This window comes from Variovorax sp. VRV01, from assembly GCF_014852545.1.
In the GTDB taxonomy this organism is placed as follows: Bacteria; Pseudomonadota; Gammaproteobacteria; order Burkholderiales; family Burkholderiaceae_C; genus Variovorax; species Variovorax beijingensis_A.
On sequence record NZ_JACVBS010000003.1, the window covers coordinates 100,390 to 120,403 of the forward strand.

The following is a 20,014-nucleotide window of genomic DNA, read 5'->3' on the forward strand; positions in this document are numbered from 1 at the left end:
ATGCGTTGCCGGCTCAGCGGGCCGGCGCCGCAGCGGCGCCGCGCATGATGAAGAACAGCCAGGCCATCATCATGGCCGCCATGCAGGCAAAGCCCAGCGTCATGGCGTTGATGGTCTGGATGTAGGAAATCGGCGGCCTGGCCGCGAGCATGGCCGCAGCGAACACCAGCGCACCGAAGATCGAGCACCACAGAAGCGCACCAGGCCGGCCGGCGGCCCTGAAACCCGTGCGCAGGCACATCGTCAGGCCGAAGATGGCGGGCGCGTAGAAGAACGGCGAAAAATCCATTCCGCCGTAGTTCTTGCCGAAGGCCAGGACCACGAGGTACGGGCCCAGCAGGCCCAGGAGGACTCCGCCGATCTCGGCCACCACGAAACCGAAGACGACGAACTTGACGAACAGGCGAAAGGCGTCCCTGCGCCGATCGGATGTCCAGCTGGCCGCCAGCCTTGGCAGGATGTAGTAGCCCAGCGCAAGCAGCACGTACTGCATCGGCAGCAGGAAGGTGATGTAGATCTTCAGCAGCCCGCCCTGCGCCGAGTCCGCGGAGGAACCCAGCAGCAGGATGGCGCCTCCCGTCATGATCCAGCTCATGAGCTGCGAAAGGCTGGCCTTCCAGCCGTAGCTGGCGGCTTCCCCGAGCGTCAGGGCCTGGGCGTTGGCCGCGGCCGGCAGCGGCGCCACCACATGGCGCAGGCTCATCGCCACCAGGAAGGCAAAGGGCAGCTGGATGACGGCAATCCACAGCAGCGCCTGCGTCCATGAGGCAGGCTTCAGGCCGATCAGGACCCCCACGTATCCAATGCAGATCAGCACGCCGGATGCACAGAGCACCAGGTAGCGGCGTCCCACGAGCAGGATGCTCCGGGAAATCCAGAATATTTCATAGCCCGCAATCAGGGCCACGCCGGCCCAGCTCAGCGGGCCCGGAAAACTCGTGAACTGCCAGGCCAGGAAGCCGGCAATGGAGACCGCCAACACGAGCGCCCAGCTCCACCAGGCGGCGGATCGGCCCGCGTAATAGCGCTTGATCAGCAGCGGCTCGTGCACCACTGCGGTATGCACGATGTACTGGAAGCTGACGATCGCCAGGAACGCCGAGGCAATGCCGAAATCGGAGGGCGACAGCGCCCGCGCCAGCGCGAAGCTCAGCAGCAGCTGGCTCGCGCTGTAGATGCACTGGTCTGCAACTGCATAGATCGGACCTGCGAGGCGCTTTCGAATTCCGGACAGGGACGCCATCCTGGGCCTGTTCACCCTAATCCGAAATGGAAAGCAGGACCGGATAGTCGGTGGCCTTGGCAGCAAAGCCCCCATCGACGGGGCTGCCGCAGCTTCCGCGGCGCACCTGCGGGAAGAAGTCGACCCGCGTGCACTTCTTCCCCTTCTCGGCCGGAACCAGCACGTTCTGCTCGCCGCTTTGCGTCCACACCACGTGCAGCAAGGAATTCCCGCGGCTCAGCACCAGCTTGTTCAGGCCAGCATTGCTCTGATATGAAACTTTCTTCGAATTCCGGGCGATCCTGAGGAATTCGGTGAGGCTCGAAAAGGCCTCCTTCTTCTCGCCGCCCTTCGACTTGAGACCGAAATTGTCCTCCCTCGAAATGACGGAGGTTCCCCGGTCCTGCCAGGCATAGAGATTCAGCAGCTTGATGCCCGCGGCCACGTTGGTCAGGTATTCCCGCAGGATCAGCGAAGCCTGGGTGTTGCGATCCCGGACCGGCAGGTAGGACGCATAGCCCCATTCGGAAGCGACGATTCCGATCTTTCCGAGCTGCTGCTGGTCGAGCTTCGCGCGCAGCTTTCCATAGTCCGCAATGGCGGTTTCCGGAATGGAGCGGTAGGGATGGATCGATATGTCCGTCAGGCAGTCGGCCTTGGCCGCCGACACGAAGGCATTCTCGAGCTGCGGCGGAACCTGGCCCGGGCTGAAAGGGAGCTTCGCAAAGCCGAATCCCATGACGATCTTCGGCGGCGTCTTCATTTGCGCGATGCTGCGGCAGAACTCGGCGGTCGCGGTTTCAAAGCTCGAAAAAAGCGCCGGGTTCAGGAAGGTCTTGTGATCGGGCTCGTTCCACAATTCCCAGACGGCGACATCGGCCGCGTGCGCGCTCATGAACTCGAGCGCGAACTTGGCAAACAGTTTTTCGCGCTGCCCCTCGCCCGCTTCCGCCGGACTCTGCCCCCAGATCTCGCGGCCCCCGAACAAGGTCACGATCGCCTGGAGCCTGGCGTTTTTCACGCGCTTGATCAGGTCCGAATAGTCGACCGATGCCGGGTTGACGCTCTTCAGCGGCGGCCGCGCGCCGAATCTCACGAATTCGAAGCCCGATGCCCTGATCTCGTTCAAGTCCTCGTTCGAGATGGTGGCCGGGTCGATCTGCACGCTCAGCGCGACCGGATATTCCGTGCCCAGTTCGGCAATGCCGCGCGCCTGCGCCGGGCAGGCCACGGCCGCCAGCGCCGCCGACGCGCACAGCAGCCTGAAAGCACTCAGCAAACGCCCTGCCGCCGAAGAAAAAGATGAAGGCTTCATCACTGTACCGACTCCTTGTACAAGTCCAGGATGGCGGCGTTCATTCGGTCGGCGGTGTATTTCTCCTCGAAAATCTCACGCCCGGCACGTCCCATCCGTTGCAATTCCTCATCGGAGATCCGGTCGATCTCGCGCAGCACGTCGTCCAGTGCGTCGAGCGAAAACAGCCGTCCGTTCCTGTTGTCTTCGACGATATCGACGAGACCGCCCACGGCGGACGCAAAAACCGGCTTGCTCCGGGCCATCGCCTCGACCGCGACGAGGCCGAAGCCTTCCCACCGGGAGGGAACGATGACGGCGTCGCACGACCTGTAGGCTTCTTCGAGTTCGTCCTTCTCGAGCCATCCGGCGAACTCGATCTCGCTCGAGCGTGCAAGGGAAAGATCGTTTCTGACGGCTCCGCCCACGATCACGAGCTTGAAGCCGGGCTGGACGCGGGCATAGGCGTCGAGCAAGGCGTCGATGCCCTTCTGCCGGTCGAGCCGCCCCACGAAAAGAACCCTCCGGGGCCGTGCCGGGACCTTGGGAGCCACCGTGTTTTCCGAAATGGGAGCGATGGGCTGAATTCCGTTCGGAATGCACTTGCACCGCTTGATGCCGAATTTCTCGGCAACACGGAACTCGTGGCCGCTGATGCAGATGATCGCGTCGCTCCAATGGGAAAGCAGCCATTCGATCCATCGATAGATCGACTTCTTGTACGCGGGCCCGACCTGGTCGAAAGCCCAGCCGTGCGAGCAATAGACAATCTTTGTCTCGGCCGGCACCTGGCCGAGCAGCGCCAAGGCGCGAACGATCCCGCCCGGAATCGAGCTGTGCAGGTGAAGAACCGCGGGGCGCTCCGAACGGATGATTTTCTTGATCTCGGCGGCGTAGCTCGCAAGGGCAAGAGGACTGCGGGCCGTGGGAACCACATGCGTGTCCTGGGAATTCAGCCACTCCACCGGGCCGGGCAATATGAACTTGGCCTGGCTGATCACCGGAGAGTTCTGCTGAAAACCCGAAACCAGCCGAAGATAGGTTTCGAGCCCGCCCTTGAGCGTTTCGGCAACGTGCAATATCTTCATAGAGGTGCCCATCAGATCAATGCATGGATACCGGCCACCACCTGGCTTCTCAATGCGTCGAGCGCTTTCCGGTCCGGGTGCCGGTCATCGAGCAGGCCCAGCACCGAGGTACCGAGCTTTTCGACCCGGGGCGACAAGTCGAAGAGGTAGCGCTTTCTGCCGGTCAGTTCGAAAAACGACTCCACCTTCTTGTCCCAATTCATTCCTATGGACGGAATGTTCAAACCGTAGGCCACGATATTCGCGTGCAGCCGGTGGGCCACGATGCACGAGCACGCGCTGATCAAGGCAACGAGTTCGTCCGGGTGCCGGGGAACGAGAAAAATCGATTTCGGCGCATCGGAGGTCGAAGAAATTTCTTCCAGGACCTTGTTGTCTTCGGAGGCGCCGTTCGTGAAATAAAGCACCCGCTTTCCCTCGGCCCGCAATGATTCGGCCAGGGCGGCAAAAAACTTGGCTGACTGCGTTGAATTGGAGCCTTCGTATTCGGAATTCATGACCAGGGCATCGAGGCTACTGACGCAAATTCCGATGTCCCAGTTTTTTTCCGGCGAAAGCTCTTCCGAAAAAGCGTCGGCACAAATGAGCGCCGGGTCCGGCACGACCTGTATGTCGCTTCTCGGAATTCGGAAGTAATTGTGCAGGTTGCTGGCCGATTCCTGGTCGCGCGTGGCGTAGAAGGCGGGCCTCGCATTTTTCAGGAATCGCCCGACGAGAAAGCGCCCGAGAAAAGACCATTTCGCCGTCACCCCGACCGACAGGACCACCACCTTCTTTCCACGCAGCAGCCTGCTCAGGAGAAACAGCTTTGCCGGAAAATTGAGCGCCACGTCGCAAAACAGCTGGCCGCCGCCAATGACGATCAGGTCCGCGTCGTCCACCGCGGCCTTCCAGTTTTTCCGCCAGCCGAGAAAATAGCCTTTGAGGCAATACAGGAACACGATCACCGACCTGATGAACGAAGGCAGCTTCGCAAAGAGCCGGAATGCGCCGCCGCCACGCAGGTTTTCCTCCTCGAAGCCGAGCCGGCCGGCAATGTCCAGGAATTCGACCCTGGCCTGCGGATACTTCAGGCCCGCAATATGAGCCAGGGAAGCCGCGATGACTCCGTCGCCCAGGTTGTCGCTGAAGGGCACGGCGCAGATAAGGATCTTTTTCATCTGTGAATCAAAGCTCGATTGCCTTCGAAGCCAGGCCGCTCATCGCGAGCCGTGGCCCACGGCGACCACCCAGATGGTCCTGATGAAGATGCCGATGTCCCGGCCGACCGAGAGCGTCTCGACGTAGGCGACATCCAGCGCCACGCGTTTCTTGTAGCTCAGCTGGTTGCGCCCGCTGACCTGCCACAGGCCCGTGATGCCGGGCCGGACGGCGCAATAGAACGACCAGTCCGCCCCGTACAGGACCTTCTGGTCGAGCATGCACGGCCGGGGTCCGACCAGGCTCATGTCGCCCACGAGCACATTCCAGAACTGCGGCAGCTCGTCCAGGCTGGTCTTGCGGATGAACTTGCCGAAGCGCGTGATGCGTGGGTCGTTTTCGAGCTTTTGATAATCGTCCCACTGCTGGCGCGCGACCGGGTCGTTCCGCAAATGCTCCTCGAGGATCTGGGCGGAGTTCGGCAGCATCGAGCGGAACTTGTAGAACTTGAATACGCGCCCTCCCCGCCCGAAGCGCGGCTGGGAATACAGGACAGGCGCTCCGGAAGTGATGAACACGCCCAGGGCGATCAGGACGTAAAGCCAGCCGAAGGCGCAGAAAAAGAACAGCGCAGCGGCAACGTCCACCGCTCTTTTCCCGGCGCGCAGCATCGCGGGATGCTGCACCCTCGTCCATGCGATGTCATTCGCAATGGCGCCGATCGCTTCGTCGCCTGCGGGTGCCATCGACTCTTCATGGCGGAAATTCGTCATAGGAATGCGCCCTTCTCACATTGGAAGCGGAGGCAAATTTGCAGCTTGAGAACTCTCATTGCAGGAGAACCTTTCGTCTTACAAGCAGGTGCTTGTCCCTTTCGGGTTCAGTGATACGTGGCGGCTTGGTTTTCAGGCCAATACGGCCTTGCACGGAAGCCGTGAAGGTTGCAGCGCAGAAAAATCAATGCGCAGGCCGAGCGATCCAAATACGTAATACAAAAGAGCGACACACTTGTCTCTAGTCCTTTGTTATTAGCGTTTGATTGAAGGCACCGATTTAGTGCGTGATGTGATAATTATCACAATGTCACTTAATTTTCTCAGAAACCATCGGCCAGACTAGGTGGTATCCCTGTTGTTTTTGTATTTATAGTGTGTGTAACGGTAACCGCCGTATTTGTAGCTGCTGCTTCCCGCATGGCGCCGGGATAAGTCCATAGCATTCAAAATTACGCCATTGGCCGAGCAGCCCGCGTGCGCCAGCCTTCTGACGCTTTCGTTCAATTCGCCCAGGTGCGTCTTTTCCGCCCGGGCCACGAGGAGAAGAGAGCCCGCGAGCGGGGCCACCGATGCGGTGTCCGCTGCCACCAGCACTGGCGCCGTATCAATAATCACAAGGTCGTAATCCGGCGAAAGCTTTTCCAGGATCTGGGAAAAAGAATCGCTCATGAGCAATTCCGCCGGATTGGGCGGCAGCACCCCGGTCGTCATGACGTCCAGGTTCGGCAGGATCGACGAGCGAATGGCTTTTTCCGTGTCCAGCGTGCCGGCAATCAATTCCGAAAGGCCCGACGAGCGGGAAAGGGAGAAGAATTGATTGACCCGGCCCTTGCGCAGGTCGGCGTCGATCAGCAGGACCTTCTTTCCCGAGGCCGCGGTGATGGCCGCGAAATTGACCGAGACAAAGGTCTTCCCGACTCCCGGCGTCGCGCCGGAAATGAGCAGGCGGTTGTTGGGCGCTTCCAGCATGGCGAACTGCAATGCGGTCCGCAGGCTGCGCAGGCTTTCGACCGCGGGATCCTCCGATTGCTGGAGGGCAAGAACGTGCATCCCCGGCGCCTTGGTCTCGATGTTCTTGTCGATCGTCCGCTGGGCCGGGCTCAACGGAATGCTGCTGTACACGTTGAGGCCCGTGTGCATCTCGATCTCGCTCGGATTGCGGATGCCGCCGAACAGCGAGTTCTTGGCAATCGCGAGCACGACGCCGGCCCCCAGGCCCAGCAGCAGGGCCAGGGCGATGACCAGCGGCCGCTTGGGCCAGACCGGCTCCTCGGGGAGGATGGCATCGTCCAGCAGGCGCACGTTGCCGACCTTGCCCTCCTTGGCCAGCCGCATCTGCAGCGAGCTGTTCAGGAGCGACACGTAGAGGTCGGTGTTGACCTTGATGTCGCGCTGCATCTGAACGGTGTTCTGCTGCAGCAGCGGCATCTTCCGGATGCGCGAATCGACCGCCGAGATCTGGCTGCGCCAGGCCGAAATCTGCGCGTCCAGCGTCTGGAGATTCGGGTGCTTGTCGGTGAAGCGTGCCGAAAGTTCCCGCCGCTTCTGTTCGGCTTCGAGCAGCTTGGATTGCAGGTCGACCGTCTGGGCCAGCGCGTTCTTGGCCTCGTCATCGAGGCTGACGGTGCCGTTCTCGTTTCGATAGCGGTTGTAGAGGTCTTCGGACTGCTCGAGCTGCTTCTTGAATTGCGGCAGCGCGGTGTCCAGGAAGCCCAGGGTCTTTTCGGCCTCGGCAGCCTTGCGCTCGATGTTCTGGCGGACATAGAGCCGCCCGATTTCATTGAGCAGCTGCGTCAGCTTTTCCGGATTCGGGCTTTTCAGGCTGACGTCGAGAACGCCGGACTGCTTGCCTTTTTCGACGACCTTGAGGTTGTCCTGCAGCGACAGCAGCGCCAGTTGCCTGGAATTGCGGACCAGCTGGAACTGCGCGCCGGGCTTGGCGCTGACGGAGCTGACCAGCAGCCGGAGGCTGCCGCCCGGAACGTTGGCCACGAGCGGGGTTCCGACGGTGCCCTTGAGCGGGGTGTCGACGTTGGGAACGAGCAGCTCGTAGCGGTTGTCCGGCCCGAGAGTCAGCATGAATTGCTTCGCTTCGAGATCCGCGGGCACGTCGAACTGCGGAACCATGATCGCCTCGGCCCCGGTCACGTAGCCGGAAAGCCCCATGAAGCCCGGGTCCGACAGCTCGGTGGCGCGCCGCGCGAGCCAACTGCCCACGATGGGGGCATAGCGCGGCTGCGCGCTGATGTACAGCTTGGTGTTCTCCACCGCCTGACCGAGGATGGCGCGCGACTTGATGATTTCGATCTCGCCCGCGGCCGGCGTCTTCACGCTCAGCAGCGACGACGCCGCATCGCCCAGGAAGCTGCCTGCCGAATTGCCGGAATCCTCGACCTGCACGGCCACATTGGTTTCGTACATCGGCTGCCCAAAAAGGGCGTAGGCCGCGCCGAGCAGCAAGGCCACGGCAACCACGACGGCAATGAACCACCGGTGGTCGATCAGGATGTCCAGGTACTCGACGAAGTTGAACCCGTCGTTCTCCTCTTCCAGCGCGGGCATCGGCAGGGCGGCTTGCTGGGGTGCGTTCATGTCGGTTGCTGCTCAGGTTTTGTAATTTTCAAAATGCGGTCGATCCATGTCCTGGCTCCCACGTCGATGAGCGCCAGGGCATGCTCGAAGGCCGCCTCGTCCCGTTTGTAGGGATCGGGCACGTCCTGCTTGGCGGCCTCGGCGATGCGAAAGACCTTGCCGCGCACGAAGGGGTAGGCCGACTCGAGATGGCGGCGCTGCGCCATGTCCATGACAAGGATCAGGTCCGCCTGCCGGCACAGCATCTGGTTCACCTGCTGCGCCAGGTGGCCGGAAATGTCGATGCCGCGCTCCTGCATGAGCTTCTGCGCCATCGCGTCGGCCGGCTTGCCCACGAGAGCGCCGGTGCCGGCCGACACCACGCGAAGATGCGGCAGGCCCGCGGCCAGGATGCCTTCCGCCATCGGGCTGCGGCAGATGTTGCCGATGCAGACTGTCAGGACCGATTTCATCTGTGGCGGCTCCAGACTTCGTCGCCGGCGTTGATCACTTGCGCGGCCGGCAGGATCAGGCTGGCCAGGCGGTTCCAGGTAACCAGCGGCACCGAATCGATGTAGACGACGTCGCGCGGCTGCAGGGGGAAGCGTTCGGCCAGGCCCAGCGCGGCCGGATTCTTGGCATTCAGGTGGAAGATGGCCGGCAAGCCCCGCGCGTTGTTGCGGATGACGTAGATCTGGCCCGTGTTGGCCGAAGTCAGGCTGGGGCCGCCGGCCTCGCCCAGCGCCTCATTGAGGCTGAGCCGCCCGTTGTGCATGAGCAGCGCCGACGGACGGGCAATTTCGCCCATCACGAACACCTTGCTCTCGTCGCGGTGCCGCACCTGGACCACGTCGCCGTTGCGCAGCGGAATCCTGCTCGCGTCCGCGCCCAGGTCCTGCAGGTTGGGCAGGTTGATGAGCGTGGTCTTGTCGCCGCGCGTGAGCGTCACGAACGAGCGGTCGCCATTGGCGGTGATGCCGCCGGCCCGGCTGAGGGCTTCGGCCAGCGTCATCGGCACGTCGGTGAAGATCTGCAGCCCCGGGTTTCGCACTTCGCCCTCGACGAAGGCGCGGCGGCTTCGGAAGGACTGGATGCGCACCGTGACCTGCGGCGCCTTGATATAGGTGGCGATGCGGTCCGCGATGAGGTCGGAGGCCTCGATTTCGGTCAGCCCCTGGAGCTTGACGCGGCCGATATAGGGGAACGTGATCTGCCCGTCCGCGCCGACGATGAAGCCGGGCGCCACGCTGATGCCCGTCGGGTCTGCCTGCTGCGTGATCACCGCACCGGCATTCGGCAGCAGTTCCGGATGGTCATAGACGATCACGCCCACGACGTCGCCCGGGCCGATGGTGTAGACCGGCGATTCGCCGAAAAGCGCCTTCACCTCCGCAGGAACCGCTGCCGGCTGAGACTCGGCCATCGTGCGGATCAAGGCCGGCGAAATGGACGTGATGACGCCATCCGGCGCACCATCGGCCGGCAGGTACTGGAACTCCGGCGGCAGGCTCTGGTCCGCCTCGTAGGCGCCCACGGAATTGAAGCCCGGTGCGCAGCCCTGCAGCAATAACGCGCCCATTAGGGCAAAACCCCACCCCTTCGGGTTCACGAAGCGTGTCAAATTGATCCCCATTGCACAAATTGGTTTTCAGCAGCCGCGATTCATATGCAAGGCCCGAGCCCAGTTGATATTGGGCGGGACTTTTTTTGCCGCGGTTTGTCAAAGCAAAGCCCGCGCATCGTGGACAGGCGGGCCGGAACGAATTGTCGCTGCCCGCACATTGACCCTTTTCCGTTCAATAGATGCAAAAAATGTGTCTATATGCGGATTAACCCGGGACTCGATGGGGTTATCTCGGGAATCAATGTCTGAAGCGCCTCTTTCATTGGGAAAAGGGGCTTCGATGACACGCTTTCAGCTGTGTCTTGCAGTTTGCAAATGTGAACTATCAATTAACTGGTTGCGCGGAGCAATTGTGGCGCTCCGACCACAAATCTTCCGCGTCAATCGCCCGCCGAAAAGCTTTGCTCTTTTGTAAGAAACTGTGTGCTTTTGGCAGGCTGACGCACGGCCCTGCGGTTCTGCAGGAGATCGGCTCGGGTGAAAGGGCGCTCGATGCCCGCCATCCACGCTGCGAGGGCCTCCAGCGCGTCCTGTGTGGGTGCAGGCCGCCCCACTATGAAAAAGAGGAGCGGCAGCGCCATCGCCCAGGCGAGCCAGCGTGGTGTTTTGACCGACATCGACTGGTGCCAATGCAACAGCAAAAAGCTTGCGCTTACAACTGTTCCAAGCATCGCCCCCGTGACGACCTCTGCGGTGGAGTGAACTTCGAGGGCCAGGCGCGACACACCAATGAAGGCGCCCCATACCCATCCCGATACCGCAGCCACCATGCGCACGTTTGGTGCGCGCCGCCGCGCCGCCAGCCAGAAAACGACCGGCCAGACGCTGGTTGCCAGCGCGGTATGCCCGCTGAAGCCGATGAAATCAAAATGGGCGCTGCCAATGCCCCAGCCCATGAAGAGGAGCTTGGACAGCATCACGATGAAACCGCAACCGCCGAATAGCAGCGCCCATCGCACCGCCGCCGGGCGCGTGCTGCGGTCGATTGCAAGCCAAATTGCAATTCCCAATGCAGTGGGCAACAGGAAGCCGCTGTCACCGAAGCCGGTGGCAATTAACCAGAAATTATTCATTAACGTGAAATATGTGCGCTTTTCTATTGGTGCGCCATCGCCGGCCGGAGCCGTTCCGAAGGCATACTTGCGGCACCTTCAACACCAGCGCTCCTGGAGCATATTGAAATCATGAGCATCCTCAGTGAGTTCAAGGAATTTGCCGTCAAGGGCAACGTGATCGATCTCGCAGTCGGCGTGATCATTGGCGCGGCATTCGGGAAGATCGTCGATTCGATCGTTGCCGACATCATCATGCCGGTCGTCGGGCTGGTGTTCGGCAAGCTGGATTTCTCGAACCTGTACGTGGTACTGGGCACCGTGCCGCCGGGTGTCGCCAACAACCTGGCCGACCTCAAGAAGGCCGGCGTGCCGGTGCTGGCCTATGGCAATTTCATCACCATCGCGGTCAACTTCGTCATCCTTGCCTTCATCATCTTCATGATGGTCAAGCAGATCAACAAGCTGCGCAAGACGCATGCGGAGGCGCCCGCGGCGCCTGTGGCACCGCCGGAGGACATTGCCCTCCTGCGCGAAATCCGCGACAGCCTGAAGCGCCCCTGAGCCGCCGCCGCGCGCCTTCCTAATCAGGCGCCCACCAGGGTTCTGGCCATGCGCAGCGCCTCGATGAGGCTCGACGCATCGGCCCGGCCGGTGCCCGCAATATCGAATGCGGTGCCGTGGTCGGGGCTGGTGCGCACCAGCGGCAGGCCTAGCGTCACGTTCACGCCCTTCTCCACGCCAAGGTACTTGACCGGGATCAGGCCCTGGTCGTGGTACATCGCAATCACCACGTCGAACTCGCCGCTTCCCGGCACTCCGGGCCTGGCGCGCGCGCGCATGAAGACGGTGTCGGGCGCATAAGGCCCGTGGGCGTCGATGCCCTCGGCCTGGGCGGCTCCAATGGCCGGTGCAATGATGTCGCACTCTTCGGAGCCGAACAGTCCGCCCTCGCCCGCATGCGGATTGAGGCCGGCCACGCCGATGCGCGGCGCCCGCCCGAGCATGCGCTGCAAGGCGCGGTGGGTGATGCGCAGCGTCTCCAGCACGCTGCCGAAGCTCACGGCCGTGATGGCGTCGCGCAGCGACATGTGGATGCTCACCAGCACGGTGCGCAACTCGTCGTTGGCCAGCATCATGCGCACCGGCATGCCGTCCACCGCGACGCCCGCGTGCGCGGCGGCTTCGGCCTGCAGCAGTTCGGTGTGGCCGGGATAGGGAAACCCGGCCGCGGCCAGTGCTTCCTTGTGCAGCGGCGCCGTGACGATGGCGGCAATCTCGCCCCGCAATGCGGCGCGTGCAGCCCAGACCACGCAGTTGCCAGCCACGCGGCCGGCTTCGGCGCCGATCCGTCCCGGCACGATGTCTTGCGCCGGCGCCGCCACCACCTGCAGCACCGGAATGCAGCCCGGCGGCATCTCGGCCGCTTCGGCAATGCGCTCGATCTGCGCCACCGGCCAGGCGGGTTGCCCCGGCGACGCCAGCGCCTGCGATGCCCGGCGCATCGCGGCCACGTCGCCGGCCACGAAAGCACCGCGCGTGGCGTCGGGCGCCTGGCGGAAGGCCTTGGCGATGATTTCCGGGCCGATGCCCGCGGGATCGCCCAGCGTGATGGCGACGGGAGCGAGGGGAGCCTGGCCGCTCATGCCGGATTGTCGATGTCGATGAACTCGTGCTTCAGCCCGAGCTGGGCCGCCACGTGGCCGGCCACCGCCTGCGCGCCATAGCGCTCGGTGGCATGGTGGCCGCAGGCCAGGAAGGCGACGCCCATCTCCCGGGCGTAGTGGGCCTGGGGTTCGGAGATCTCGCCGGTGATGAAGGCATCGGCCCCGGCCGCAATGGCCGCCTCGAAGTAGCCCTGGGCGCCGCCCGTGCACCAGGCGATGTTCTTGATCGGACGGTGCGCCGTGTCCACCAGGGTGACGGGCCGCTGCAGCACCTTCTCCGCATGCGCGGCCAGTTCCTTGGCGCTGGCAAAGGCTTCCCCGTTGTTGCGCGCGCCGAGGAAGCCCAGCTCCTGCTCGCCGAAGCGTCCCGTCGCGCCCGCATGGGCGAGCAAGCCGAGCTGCAGGCCGAGCTGCGCGTTGTTGCCAAGCTCCGGATGCGCATCGAGCGGCAGGTGGTAGGCGAAGAGGTTGACGTCGTCGCCCAGCAGCAGGCCCAGGCGCTGCTTCATCCAGCCGGTGACGCAACCGTCCTGGCCGCGCCAGAACAGGCCGTGGTGCACGAAGATGGCGTCGGCCTCGGCATGGATGGCGGCCTCGATGAGCGCGCGGCTCGCCGTCACGCCGGAGACGATCTTCCGCACCACGGTGCGGCCCTCGACCTGCAGGCCATTGGGTCCGTAGTCCTTGAAGCGCGACGGCGCAAGGAGCAGGTCGAAGGCATGCAGCAATTCATGGCGAGTGGTGCTCATCGCGCCATTGTCGCGCTCCCGATGCCGTCGCGCATCGCATGGCCGCGCGCCGCCAATGGCCACAGGGCCAGCACGAAACCCAGCCCGGCCAGCACGGCGACGTAATGCGCCGGCGCCATGGTGTCGTGCTGCAGCCAGAGCGTGAGGATCACGGGCGTCAGTCCGCCGAACACGGCATACGACATGTTGTAGGCGAACGAAAGCCCCGTGAAGCGCACCGGCGCCGGAAACGCGCGCACGCCGGCAATCGGCACGGTGGCGATGGTGCCCACGAACAATCCCACCAGGCCGTAGTGCCAGAACAGCGTGGCCGGCGTGCCGGGCAGCCCCGTGTAGAAAAGGTAAGCCGTCACGAACAGGCCGCCCCATCCGACGAGCATCACGGCGCGCGTGCCGATGCGGTCGCTGGCCCAGCCGACCAGCATGCAGCCGATGGTCAGCGTCAGCGTGGCGAGTGCATTGGCTTCCAGCGCCAGCGCAGCCGGGATGTGGTGCACCTTCTGCAGGTAGGTGGGCGTGTACAGCACCACCACCACGATGGCGGCCGACAGCACCCAGGTCAGCAGCGCCACGTAGACACTGGCCGCGCGGTGCTCGCGCAGCACGGTGCGCAGCGGCAGCTCGCGCGCCACGGTCTTGCGGTCTGCCAGCTCCTTGAAGACCGGCGTCTCGTGCAGGAAACGGCGCAGATACACCGAGACGAGGCCGAACACGCCGCCCAGCACGAAGGGAATGCGCCAGGCAAAACCGCTCACCTCCGCCGGCGAATAGTGGCGGTTGATGGCCACGGCCACGAGAGAGCCCAGCAGGATGCCGCCCGTGATGCCCGAGGTCAGCATGCCGATGCCAAAACCGTAGCGCCGCGCCGGCACGTGCTCGCCGATGAACACCCAGGCACCGGGCATTTCGCCGCCGATCGCCGCGCCCTGCAGCACGCGCATGGCCAGCAGCAGCAAGGGTGCGGCGATGCCGATGCTCGCGTAGGTAGGCAGAAGGCCGATGACCAGCGTGGGCGCCGCCATCAGGAAGATCGACAGCGTGAACATGCGCTTGCGGCCGAGCAGGTCGCCGAAATGCGCGATGACGATGCCGCCCACCGGGCGGGCCAGGTAGCCGGCGGCGAAGATGCCGAAAGTCTGGAGCTGCCGCAGCCAGTCGGGCATGTCGGCGGGAAAGAAAAGCGCACCCAGCACGGTGGCGAAGAACACGTAGATGACGAAGTCGTAGAACTCCAGCGTTCCGCCGAGCGCGGACAGGGCCAGGGTCTTGTAGTCGCGCGCGCCGAGCGCGCGCGCCGGCGCCGGCTGCGTGCCGTCCGGGGAGATTGCGTGAGAAGTCATTGCGGGCAGGGAGGTCGTTGCCGCGCGCCGGGCCGCCGAGGGATGGGAAGCGGAAAATCGGCGCGCCGGCGAAACGCCAGGCCGCGCCCACCGGGTGGGCGGCGCGGAAGGCCGGAACTCGGAGCCGTGTGGGCTCGCTGTGCGATGCTAAGGGTTATCCCTTATTGGCGCACCGAACCTTTGTCATTCTCGACCGCAGCGCGCGGTTTCTGGCGGATGGGGGTTGAGGGACAATGGACCCGTTGGCGCCGCGTGGACGGCGTGTTCCCCCGTTTTATCTCAAGCTTCATGAAACGCACCTGGCTGCTCTTTGCCCAAGCCGTGACCGTCCTTTTGGCGGCCTATTTCGTTGTTGCCACGCTCAAGCCCGAGTGGATCAACCGCCGCGCCACCTCGCTGGGAGGCGTGGTGTCGATCGTCGAAGCACCTGCGGGCGTCCCCGCGGCGCCAGCGGCCGGCAGCCTGAGCGCGGCCGCAAAGAAAGCCTCGCCGGCTGTCGTGAGCATCAACACCAGCAAGGCCGCGCAGCGCCATCCCCGCAGCAACGATCCGTGGTTCCGCTTTTTCTTCGGCGACCAGGGCGACCAGCCCCAGGTCGGGCTGGGCAGCGGCGTGATCGTGAGTGCCGAGGGCTACATTCTCACCAACAACCACGTGGTCGAAGGCGCGGACGAAATCGAGGTCACGCTCAACGACAGCCGCCACACGCGTGCCAAGGTGATCGGCACCGACCCGGACACCGACCTTGCCGTGCTCAAGATCGAGATGGACAAGCTGCCCGCGATCGTGCTGGGCAATTCCGACGAGCTCCAGGTGGGCGACCAGGTGCTGGCCATCGGCAATCCCTTCGGCGTGGGGCAGACGGTCACCAGCGGCATCGTCTCGGCGCTGGGGCGCAACCAGCTCGGCATCAACAACTTCGAGAACTTCATCCAGACCGACGCGGCCATCAACCCCGGCAATTCGGGCGGCGCGCTGATCGACGTGAACGGCAACCTGCAAGGCGTCAACACCGCCATCTATTCGCGCTCGGGCGGCAGCATGGGCATCGGCTTCGCGATTCCCGTTTCCATGGCGAAGATCGTGCTCGAAGGCATCGTGAAGGACGGCCAGGTGCGCCGCGGATGGATCGGCGTCGAGCCGAACGAACTCTCGCCCGAACTGGCCGAAACCTTCGGCGTGAAGGCCGATGCCGGCGTCATCATCACCGGCGTGCTGCAGAACGGCCCCGCGGCCAAGGCCGGCATCCGTCCGGGCGACGTGATCACCTCGGTCGGCGAAAAGAAGACCGACAACGTGCAGGCCCTGCTGACCGCCGTGGCCGGCCTCAAGCCCGGCAGCACCACGCGCTTCGCGCTGCAGCGCGGCACCGACAAGATGGAACTGGACGTGACGCCGGGCCTGCGGCCCAAGAGCCCGATGCGGCAGGTGCCGAACCAGCCCGAATGACCGGTCAGGAAGACGCCGAGGAATCGGCGCTTTTCTCTTCCTCTTCGGATTTCTTGCCGGTACTCGCGAAATAGCGCGCACCGATGATGCCGACCTCGTAGAGCAGGCACATCGGCACCGCCAGCGCGAGCTGCGACACCACGTCCGGCGGCGTGAGCACCGCGGCCACCACGAAGGCCACAACGATGAAGTAGCCGCGGAAGGACTTGAGCTTCTCGATGGTGACCATCTCGAAGCGCACCAGCAGCATCACGACGATCGGCACCTGGAAGGCCACGCCGAACGCGATGTAGAGCGAGAGGATGGCTTCGACATACGAGGAGATGTCGGGCGTGGCCGCCACCGCGGCCGGCGTGAACTTCTGGATGAAGCTGAACATCTTGTCCAGCACGAAGAACTGCACGAAGGCGATGCCCGCATAGGCCAGCAGGCTGCCGAAGAAGATCAGCGGCAGCGCAAAGCGCTTTTCATGGCTGTAGAGGCCCGGCGCAATGAACATCCAGGCCTGGTACATGAGCCAGGGCAGCGCCAGCAGCACCGCCGTCATCATGAGCACCTTGAGCGGCACGAAGAACGGCGAGAACACGCCGATGGCGATGAGCTTGGCGTCCGGCGGCATGTGCGCGCGGATCGGCATCGCGATCAGGTCGATCAGCCCGCCCGGGCCCGGCCAGATGGCCAGCAGGATGCCCGCGACCGCCAGGCCGTAGACGCAGTAGAGCAGCCGGTCGCGCAGCTCGACCAGATGTTGCACGAACGGTTGCTCGGTGCCTGCCAGCTCGTCTTCTGCGTCTTTGTTCTTGTTGTCGGAATCGGCCATTGGAAAGAGAAAAAGCAGAAGAAAAGCGTGGCTTCGGCCGGCGTGCGGCGCACGAGGAACGCGCTGGTGGGAAAGCCGCTAGTTGATCTTGTGGGGACGGAAGCGGGCGACGCGCGCGGCCCCCGAGAGCGCCTTGGTGCGCACGCCGTTGCGCGCCTTGTACCACTGCGGCGTGGCACCCTGCTTCAGGCGCCAGTTCTTGCGGGGATGCCTGTATTCGGGCACCGCGGGCTCGGGTTCGGCCAGGGCCGAAAGCGTTTCGCCCGAGCCGGAGAACTGCTTCTCGAGTTCGCTTGCGCCGCTGTGGATGCTCTGCTCGACGTCCCGGGCGGCATCTTCCACCGTGCCCTTCATCTTGCGCAGTTCGTCCAGCTCCATCGAGCGGTTGACTTCAGCCTTGACGTCGTTCACATAGCGCTGCGCCTTGCCCAGCAGGGTGCCGACGGTGCGCGCCACCCGGGGCAGTTTTTCCGGCCCGATGACGATCAGAGCCACGACGCCGATCAGCGCCAGCTTCTCAATGCCGAGGTCGAGCACTTATGACCTGCGCTCAGGACTTCTGACGCGCTTCGACGTCGATGGTGGACTTGTCGCTGTTGGCCGGCTGGCCGGTCACCTGCGCTGCAGGAGCCGACGAAGCGGCGGGTGCATCGGTGGTGCTGCCGTCCTTCATGCCGTCCTTGAAGCCCTTGACGGCGCCACCAAGGTCGGAACCCATGTTCCGCAGCTTCTTGGTGCCGAAGATCATGACCACGACGAGCAGCACGATCAGCCAGTGCCAGATAGAAAAAGAACCCATGGAAGACTCCTAAGAATGTGTCCGATTTTAGTCGGGCTGAATGTGACAGTTCGGATTAATGGGATTCAGCCGCGCAGCCACGGGCGGGGGCCGCCCATGACGTGGACATGGAGATGGTGGACCTCCTGCCCGCCCTCGGCGCCGGTGTTGACGACGACCCGGTAGCCGCCCTCCGGATAGGGCCTGCAGCCCTGCTCCAGCGCGAGCCGGGGTGCCAGCGTCATGATCCGGCCCATCAGCGCGGCGTCGTCGGGGGTGAGCTGCGCCATCGAGGCGATGTGCCGCTTGGGCACGAGCATGAAGTGCACCGGCGCCCAGGGGGAGATGTCGTGAAAGCCGAACAGCTCGTCGTCCTCGTAGACCTTGCGCGAAGGAATCTTGCCTTCGATGATTTTGCAGAAGACGCAGTTCGGATCAGATGACATCTTGGGGTTCCATGGGACGGCTGCCGTTCATGCGGATCATGCCCTTCACGATCCGGTAGAGAAACCACAGCGAAATGAGGCTCCAGGCGATCCAGCCCGGCACGAGAAAGAGCAGCCAGAGCCACGAGGTCAGGATGTACAGCAGGCCCGCCCACAGCACCGAGCGGATGCGCCAGCTGAAATGCGTGGCCTGCCAGGTGCCGGCCGCGTCGTCGCGCTTGATGAAATCGATCAGCAGCGCCAGCAGCAGCAGCGCCACCGAGGCCTGCGCGCCCGGCAGGACGGCGCCAATGGCCACGATCAGGTGCAGGATGTAGCTGACCCAGCCCCAGGTCTTGAGCGAGTCGTCGGGCTCCACGTTCACGATGTCGTTGGCCATGGGACGCGTCCTTTCAATCGTTGGATGCCTCGCGGGCCTGCGCCTTGCGCAGGGCTTTTTCCTCGATGCCGCTGGTGCCCTCGCGGCGCTCGAGCTCCGCGATCACCTCGCCGGGCGAGAAACCGTAGTGCGCCAGCGCCACCATGGTGTGGAACCACAGGTCGGCCACTTCGTTCACTATTTTTGTGCGGTCGCCGCCATGGTCGGCATCCTTGGCGGCCATGACCACCTCGGTGGCTTCCTCGCCGATCTTCTTGAGAAAGGCATCGGGGCCCTTGTGCAGCAGGCGCGCCACGTAGCTCTTGTCGGGGTCGCCGCCGCGCGCGGGCAGGCGGCTTTCGATGACCGCGGCCAGGCGTGCGAGGGCGTCCGAGGTGTTCACTGTGGCTGTCATTTGTAGATCGACTCCGGGTCTTTCAAGACCGGCTCGACCACGTGCCACTGGCCCTTCTCGTATTTGCTGAAGAAGCAGCTGTGGCGACCGGTGTGGCAGGCAATGCCGGGCGCGTGGCCGAGCTGGGTGACCTTGAGCAGCACCACGTCGTTGTCGCAGTCGAGGCGGATCTCGTGCACGGTCTGCACGTGGCCCGATTCCTCGCCCTTGAACCAGAGCTTGTTGCGCGAGCGGCTGAAATACACGGCGCGCCCGAGCTCGGCGGTCTTTTCGAGCGCCTCGCGGTTCATCCAGGCGAACATCAGCACGTCGTTGCTGCCCTGTTCCTGCGCGATCACGGGCACCAGCCCGTTCGCGTCCCATTTCACTTCGTCAAGCCAATTCATGGCGGGTATTGTCCCACCGCCCGGGCGGCCCTGAAGCGGGTCAGGTCCGAACGGGAATGCCCCGCGCGGCCATGCGGGCTTTCGCCTCGCCGACGGTGTGCTCGCCGTAGTGGAAGATGCTGGCGGCCAGCACCGCGTCGGCCCCGCCGGCCTGGATGCCGTCGGCCAGGTCGTCGAGGCTGCCCACCCCGCCCGAGGCAATGACCGGCACATTGACGGCGTCGCTCACCGCACGGGTGAGTTCGAGATCGAAGCCGCTCCTGGTGCCGTCCCGGTCCATGCTCGTGAGCAGGATCTCGCCGGCGCCGCGGCGCACCATCTCGGTCGCCCATTCGACGGCGTCCAGGCCGGTGTTCTTGCGCCCGCCGTGGCTGTACACGTCCCAGCCCGCGCCGCGCGTGGCGGCTTCTTCGGGGCTGCGGCGCTTGGCATCGATGGCCACGACGATGCATTGCGAGCCGTACTTCTGGGAGGCGTCGTTGATCACCTGCGGATCGGCAATGGCCGCCGAATTGAAGCTGGTCTTGTCGGCGCCCGCATTGAGCAGCCGGCGCACGTCGGCCACGGTGCGCACGCCGCCGCCCACCGTCAATGGAATGAAGACCTGCGAGGCCACCGCCTCGATGATCGGCAGGATCAGGTCGCGCCCGTCGCTGGTGGCCGTGATGTCGAGAAAGGTGAGTTCGTCGGCACCCTGCGCGTTGTAGCGCGCCGCAATCTCGACCGGATCGCCGGCGTCGCGCAGTTCGAGAAAGTTGACGCCCTTGACCACGCGGCCGCCGGTGACGTCGAGACAGGGAATGATGCGTTTTGCGAGCATGGTCGGTCGTAAGGGAAGA

22 protein-coding genes are annotated in these 20,014 nt (G+C 64.0%); 2 read left to right on the forward strand and 20 right to left on the reverse strand.

Annotated features, from left to right (window positions below; all coding sequences use genetic code 11):
- Window positions 1–13: 13 nt before the first annotated feature.
- From IB278_RS06745 to IB278_RS06785, 9 genes are all read right to left on the reverse strand, one after another.
- Window positions 14–1,243 carry a lipopolysaccharide biosynthesis protein gene (locus IB278_RS06745; protein ID WP_145741106.1) on the reverse strand — a complete coding sequence of 410 codons (1,230 nt, stop codon included), beginning with the start codon at window positions 1,241–1,243 and terminating at the stop codon, window positions 14–16.
- A gap of 16 nt (window positions 1,244–1,259) precedes the next feature.
- On the reverse strand, window positions 1,260–2,537 hold the full coding sequence (locus IB278_RS06750; RefSeq protein ID WP_225612778.1) for a hypothetical protein: 1,278 nt from the start codon (window positions 2,535–2,537) through the stop codon (window positions 1,260–1,262).
- Entirely contained in the window at window positions 2,537–3,604 is a 1,068-nt protein-coding gene (locus IB278_RS06755) for a glycosyltransferase family 4 protein (protein ID WP_145741102.1), read from the reverse strand. The genes IB278_RS06750 and IB278_RS06755 overlap by 1 nt, the downstream gene beginning before the upstream one ends.
- 11 nt (window positions 3,605–3,615) lie before the next feature.
- Window positions 3,616–4,764 carry a polysaccharide pyruvyl transferase family protein gene (locus tag IB278_RS06760; protein ID WP_145741100.1) on the reverse strand — a complete coding sequence of 383 codons (1,149 nt, stop codon included), beginning with the start codon at window positions 4,762–4,764 and terminating at the stop codon, window positions 3,616–3,618.
- A gap of 39 nt (window positions 4,765–4,803) precedes the next feature.
- Window positions 4,804–5,517: a sugar transferase gene (locus tag IB278_RS06765; RefSeq protein WP_192323027.1), complete on the reverse strand. Its 714-nt coding sequence runs from the start codon at window positions 5,515–5,517 to the stop codon at window positions 4,804–4,806.
- A gap of 342 nt (window positions 5,518–5,859) precedes the next feature.
- The gene (locus tag IB278_RS06770) at window positions 5,860–8,112 is read right to left on the reverse strand and encodes a polysaccharide biosynthesis tyrosine autokinase (RefSeq protein ID WP_145741096.1); all 2,253 of its coding nucleotides are present in this window, start codon (window positions 8,110–8,112) and stop codon (window positions 5,860–5,862) included.
- Window positions 8,109–8,564, reverse strand: a complete 456-nt coding sequence (locus tag IB278_RS06775) for a low molecular weight protein-tyrosine-phosphatase (protein ID WP_192323028.1) — start codon at window positions 8,562–8,564, stop codon at window positions 8,109–8,111. The genes IB278_RS06770 and IB278_RS06775 overlap by 4 nt, the downstream gene beginning before the upstream one ends.
- Window positions 8,561–9,724 (reverse strand): polysaccharide biosynthesis/export family protein, encoded by a 1,164-nt coding sequence (locus tag IB278_RS06780; RefSeq protein ID WP_192323029.1) that lies wholly within the window; start codon window positions 9,722–9,724, stop codon window positions 8,561–8,563. Before IB278_RS06780 ends, IB278_RS06775 begins: the two co-directional genes overlap by 4 nt.
- Before the next feature lie 371 nt (window positions 9,725–10,095).
- Window positions 10,096–10,788 carry a phosphatase PAP2 family protein gene (locus IB278_RS06785; protein WP_192323030.1) on the reverse strand — a complete coding sequence of 231 codons (693 nt, stop codon included), beginning with the start codon at window positions 10,786–10,788 and terminating at the stop codon, window positions 10,096–10,098.
- A gap of 111 nt (window positions 10,789–10,899) precedes the next feature.
- On the opposite strand from IB278_RS06785, the gene mscL reads away from it, so the two are divergent.
- Window positions 10,900–11,331 (forward strand): large conductance mechanosensitive channel protein MscL, encoded by a 432-nt coding sequence (mscL, locus tag IB278_RS06790; RefSeq protein ID WP_192323031.1) that lies wholly within the window; start codon window positions 10,900–10,902, stop codon window positions 11,329–11,331.
- A 23-nt stretch (window positions 11,332–11,354) separates the two neighbouring features.
- Here the strand turns inward: mscL and pdxA are convergent, their stop codons facing one another.
- The 3 genes from pdxA to IB278_RS06805 are packed head-to-tail and all read right to left on the reverse strand — an operon-like array spanning window position 11,355 to window position 14,523.
- Window positions 11,355–12,413 (reverse strand): 4-hydroxythreonine-4-phosphate dehydrogenase PdxA, encoded by a 1,059-nt coding sequence (gene pdxA / locus IB278_RS06795; protein WP_192323032.1) that lies wholly within the window; start codon window positions 12,411–12,413, stop codon window positions 11,355–11,357.
- The gene (locus IB278_RS06800; RefSeq protein ID WP_192323033.1) at window positions 12,410–13,183 is read right to left on the reverse strand and encodes a Nif3-like dinuclear metal center hexameric protein; all 774 of its coding nucleotides are present in this window, start codon (window positions 13,181–13,183) and stop codon (window positions 12,410–12,412) included. Before IB278_RS06800 ends, pdxA begins: the two co-directional genes overlap by 4 nt.
- Window positions 13,180–14,523, reverse strand: a complete 1,344-nt coding sequence (locus tag IB278_RS06805; RefSeq protein WP_192323034.1) for an MFS transporter — start codon at window positions 14,521–14,523, stop codon at window positions 13,180–13,182. The genes IB278_RS06800 and IB278_RS06805 overlap by 4 nt, the downstream gene beginning before the upstream one ends.
- A 288-nt stretch (window positions 14,524–14,811) precedes the next feature.
- On the opposite strand from IB278_RS06805, the gene IB278_RS06810 reads away from it, so the two are divergent.
- Window positions 14,812–15,972 (forward strand): S1C family serine protease, encoded by a 1,161-nt coding sequence (locus IB278_RS06810; protein ID WP_145741081.1) that lies wholly within the window; start codon window positions 14,812–14,814, stop codon window positions 15,970–15,972.
- Between the two features lie 4 nt (window positions 15,973–15,976).
- Here IB278_RS06810 and tatC read toward each other — a convergent pair whose 3' ends face one another.
- The 8 genes from tatC to hisF form a co-directional block, all read right to left on the reverse strand.
- Window positions 15,977–16,792, reverse strand: a complete 816-nt coding sequence (tatC, locus tag IB278_RS06815; protein ID WP_145741079.1) for a twin-arginine translocase subunit TatC — start codon at window positions 16,790–16,792, stop codon at window positions 15,977–15,979.
- A gap of 78 nt (window positions 16,793–16,870) precedes the next feature.
- Window positions 16,871–17,329, reverse strand: a complete 459-nt coding sequence (tatB, locus tag IB278_RS06820) for a Sec-independent protein translocase protein TatB (protein WP_124957405.1) — start codon at window positions 17,327–17,329, stop codon at window positions 16,871–16,873.
- Between the two features lie 13 nt (window positions 17,330–17,342).
- On the reverse strand, window positions 17,343–17,591 hold the full coding sequence (tatA, locus tag IB278_RS06825; protein ID WP_012746329.1) for a Sec-independent protein translocase subunit TatA: 249 nt from the start codon (window positions 17,589–17,591) through the stop codon (window positions 17,343–17,345).
- Window positions 17,592–17,656: 65 nt separating this feature from the next.
- Window positions 17,657–18,016, reverse strand: a complete 360-nt coding sequence (locus tag IB278_RS06830; protein ID WP_145741077.1) for a histidine triad nucleotide-binding protein — start codon at window positions 18,014–18,016, stop codon at window positions 17,657–17,659.
- A complete protein-coding gene (locus tag IB278_RS06835) occupies window positions 18,006–18,395 on the reverse strand; it encodes a DUF4870 family protein (protein WP_192323035.1) in 390 nt (129 codons plus the stop codon). The genes IB278_RS06830 and IB278_RS06835 overlap by 11 nt, the downstream gene beginning before the upstream one ends.
- A 13-nt stretch (window positions 18,396–18,408) precedes the next feature.
- Window positions 18,409–18,789, reverse strand: coding sequence for a phosphoribosyl-ATP diphosphatase (locus tag IB278_RS06840; RefSeq protein ID WP_012746326.1), 381 nt, complete (start codon window positions 18,787–18,789; stop codon window positions 18,409–18,411).
- On the reverse strand, window positions 18,786–19,184 hold the full coding sequence (gene hisI, locus IB278_RS06845) for a phosphoribosyl-AMP cyclohydrolase (protein ID WP_192323189.1): 399 nt from the start codon (window positions 19,182–19,184) through the stop codon (window positions 18,786–18,788). Before hisI ends, IB278_RS06840 begins: the two co-directional genes overlap by 4 nt.
- A 31-nt stretch (window positions 19,185–19,215) precedes the next feature.
- Window positions 19,216–19,995: an imidazole glycerol phosphate synthase subunit HisF gene (hisF, locus tag IB278_RS06850; RefSeq protein ID WP_145741072.1), complete on the reverse strand. Its 780-nt coding sequence runs from the start codon at window positions 19,993–19,995 to the stop codon at window positions 19,216–19,218.
- Window positions 19,996–20,014 lie beyond the last annotated feature (19 nt).

What these genes read in the sequence shown, in the direction of transcription:
- IB278_RS06770 (WP_145741096.1), bottom strand. Translation starts at nt 8,112, where the DNA reads ATGAACGCACCCCAGCAAGCCGCCCTGCCGATGCCCGCGCTGGAAGAG.
- tatC (WP_145741079.1), bottom strand. Translation starts at nt 16,792, where the DNA reads ATGGCCGATTCCGACAACAAGAACAAAGACGCAGAAGACGAGCTGGCA.
- IB278_RS06775 (WP_192323028.1), bottom strand. Translation starts at nt 8,564, where the DNA reads ATGAAATCGGTCCTGACAGTCTGCATCGGCAACATCTGCCGCAGCCCG.
- IB278_RS06810 (WP_145741081.1), top strand. Translation starts at nt 14,812, where the DNA reads ATGAAACGCACCTGGCTGCTCTTTGCCCAAGCCGTGACCGTCCTTTTG.
- IB278_RS06780 (WP_192323029.1), bottom strand. Translation starts at nt 9,724, where the DNA reads ATGGGGATCAATTTGACACGCTTCGTGAACCCGAAGGGGTGGGGTTTT.
- hisF (WP_145741072.1), bottom strand. Translation starts at nt 19,995, where the DNA reads ATGCTCGCAAAACGCATCATTCCCTGTCTCGACGTCACCGGCGGCCGC.
- IB278_RS06835 (WP_192323035.1), bottom strand. Translation starts at nt 18,395, where the DNA reads ATGGCCAACGACATCGTGAACGTGGAGCCCGACGACTCGCTCAAGACC.
- IB278_RS06800 (WP_192323033.1), bottom strand. Translation starts at nt 13,183, where the DNA reads ATGAGCACCACTCGCCATGAATTGCTGCATGCCTTCGACCTGCTCCTT.
- tatA (WP_012746329.1), bottom strand. Translation starts at nt 17,591, where the DNA reads ATGGGTTCTTTTTCTATCTGGCACTGGCTGATCGTGCTGCTCGTCGTG.
- IB278_RS06785 (WP_192323030.1), bottom strand. Translation starts at nt 10,788, where the DNA reads ATGAATAATTTCTGGTTAATTGCCACCGGCTTCGGTGACAGCGGCTTC.
- IB278_RS06830 (WP_145741077.1), bottom strand. Translation starts at nt 18,016, where the DNA reads ATGTCATCTGATCCGAACTGCGTCTTCTGCAAAATCATCGAAGGCAAG.
- IB278_RS06745 (WP_145741106.1), bottom strand. Translation starts at nt 1,243, where the DNA reads ATGGCGTCCCTGTCCGGAATTCGAAAGCGCCTCGCAGGTCCGATCTAT.
- IB278_RS06805 (WP_192323034.1), bottom strand. Translation starts at nt 14,523, where the DNA reads ATGACTTCTCACGCAATCTCCCCGGACGGCACGCAGCCGGCGCCGGCG.
- IB278_RS06755 (WP_145741102.1), bottom strand. Translation starts at nt 3,604, where the DNA reads ATGAAGATATTGCACGTTGCCGAAACGCTCAAGGGCGGGCTCGAAACC.
- IB278_RS06765 (WP_192323027.1), bottom strand. Translation starts at nt 5,517, where the DNA reads ATGACGAATTTCCGCCATGAAGAGTCGATGGCACCCGCAGGCGACGAA.
- IB278_RS06840 (WP_012746326.1), bottom strand. Translation starts at nt 18,789, where the DNA reads ATGACAGCCACAGTGAACACCTCGGACGCCCTCGCACGCCTGGCCGCG.
- pdxA (WP_192323032.1), bottom strand. Translation starts at nt 12,413, where the DNA reads ATGAGCGGCCAGGCTCCCCTCGCTCCCGTCGCCATCACGCTGGGCGAT.
- IB278_RS06760 (WP_145741100.1), bottom strand. Translation starts at nt 4,764, where the DNA reads ATGAAAAAGATCCTTATCTGCGCCGTGCCCTTCAGCGACAACCTGGGC.
- IB278_RS06750 (WP_225612778.1), bottom strand. Translation starts at nt 2,537, where the DNA reads ATGAAGCCTTCATCTTTTTCTTCGGCGGCAGGGCGTTTGCTGAGTGCT.
- mscL (WP_192323031.1), top strand. Translation starts at nt 10,900, where the DNA reads ATGAGCATCCTCAGTGAGTTCAAGGAATTTGCCGTCAAGGGCAACGTG.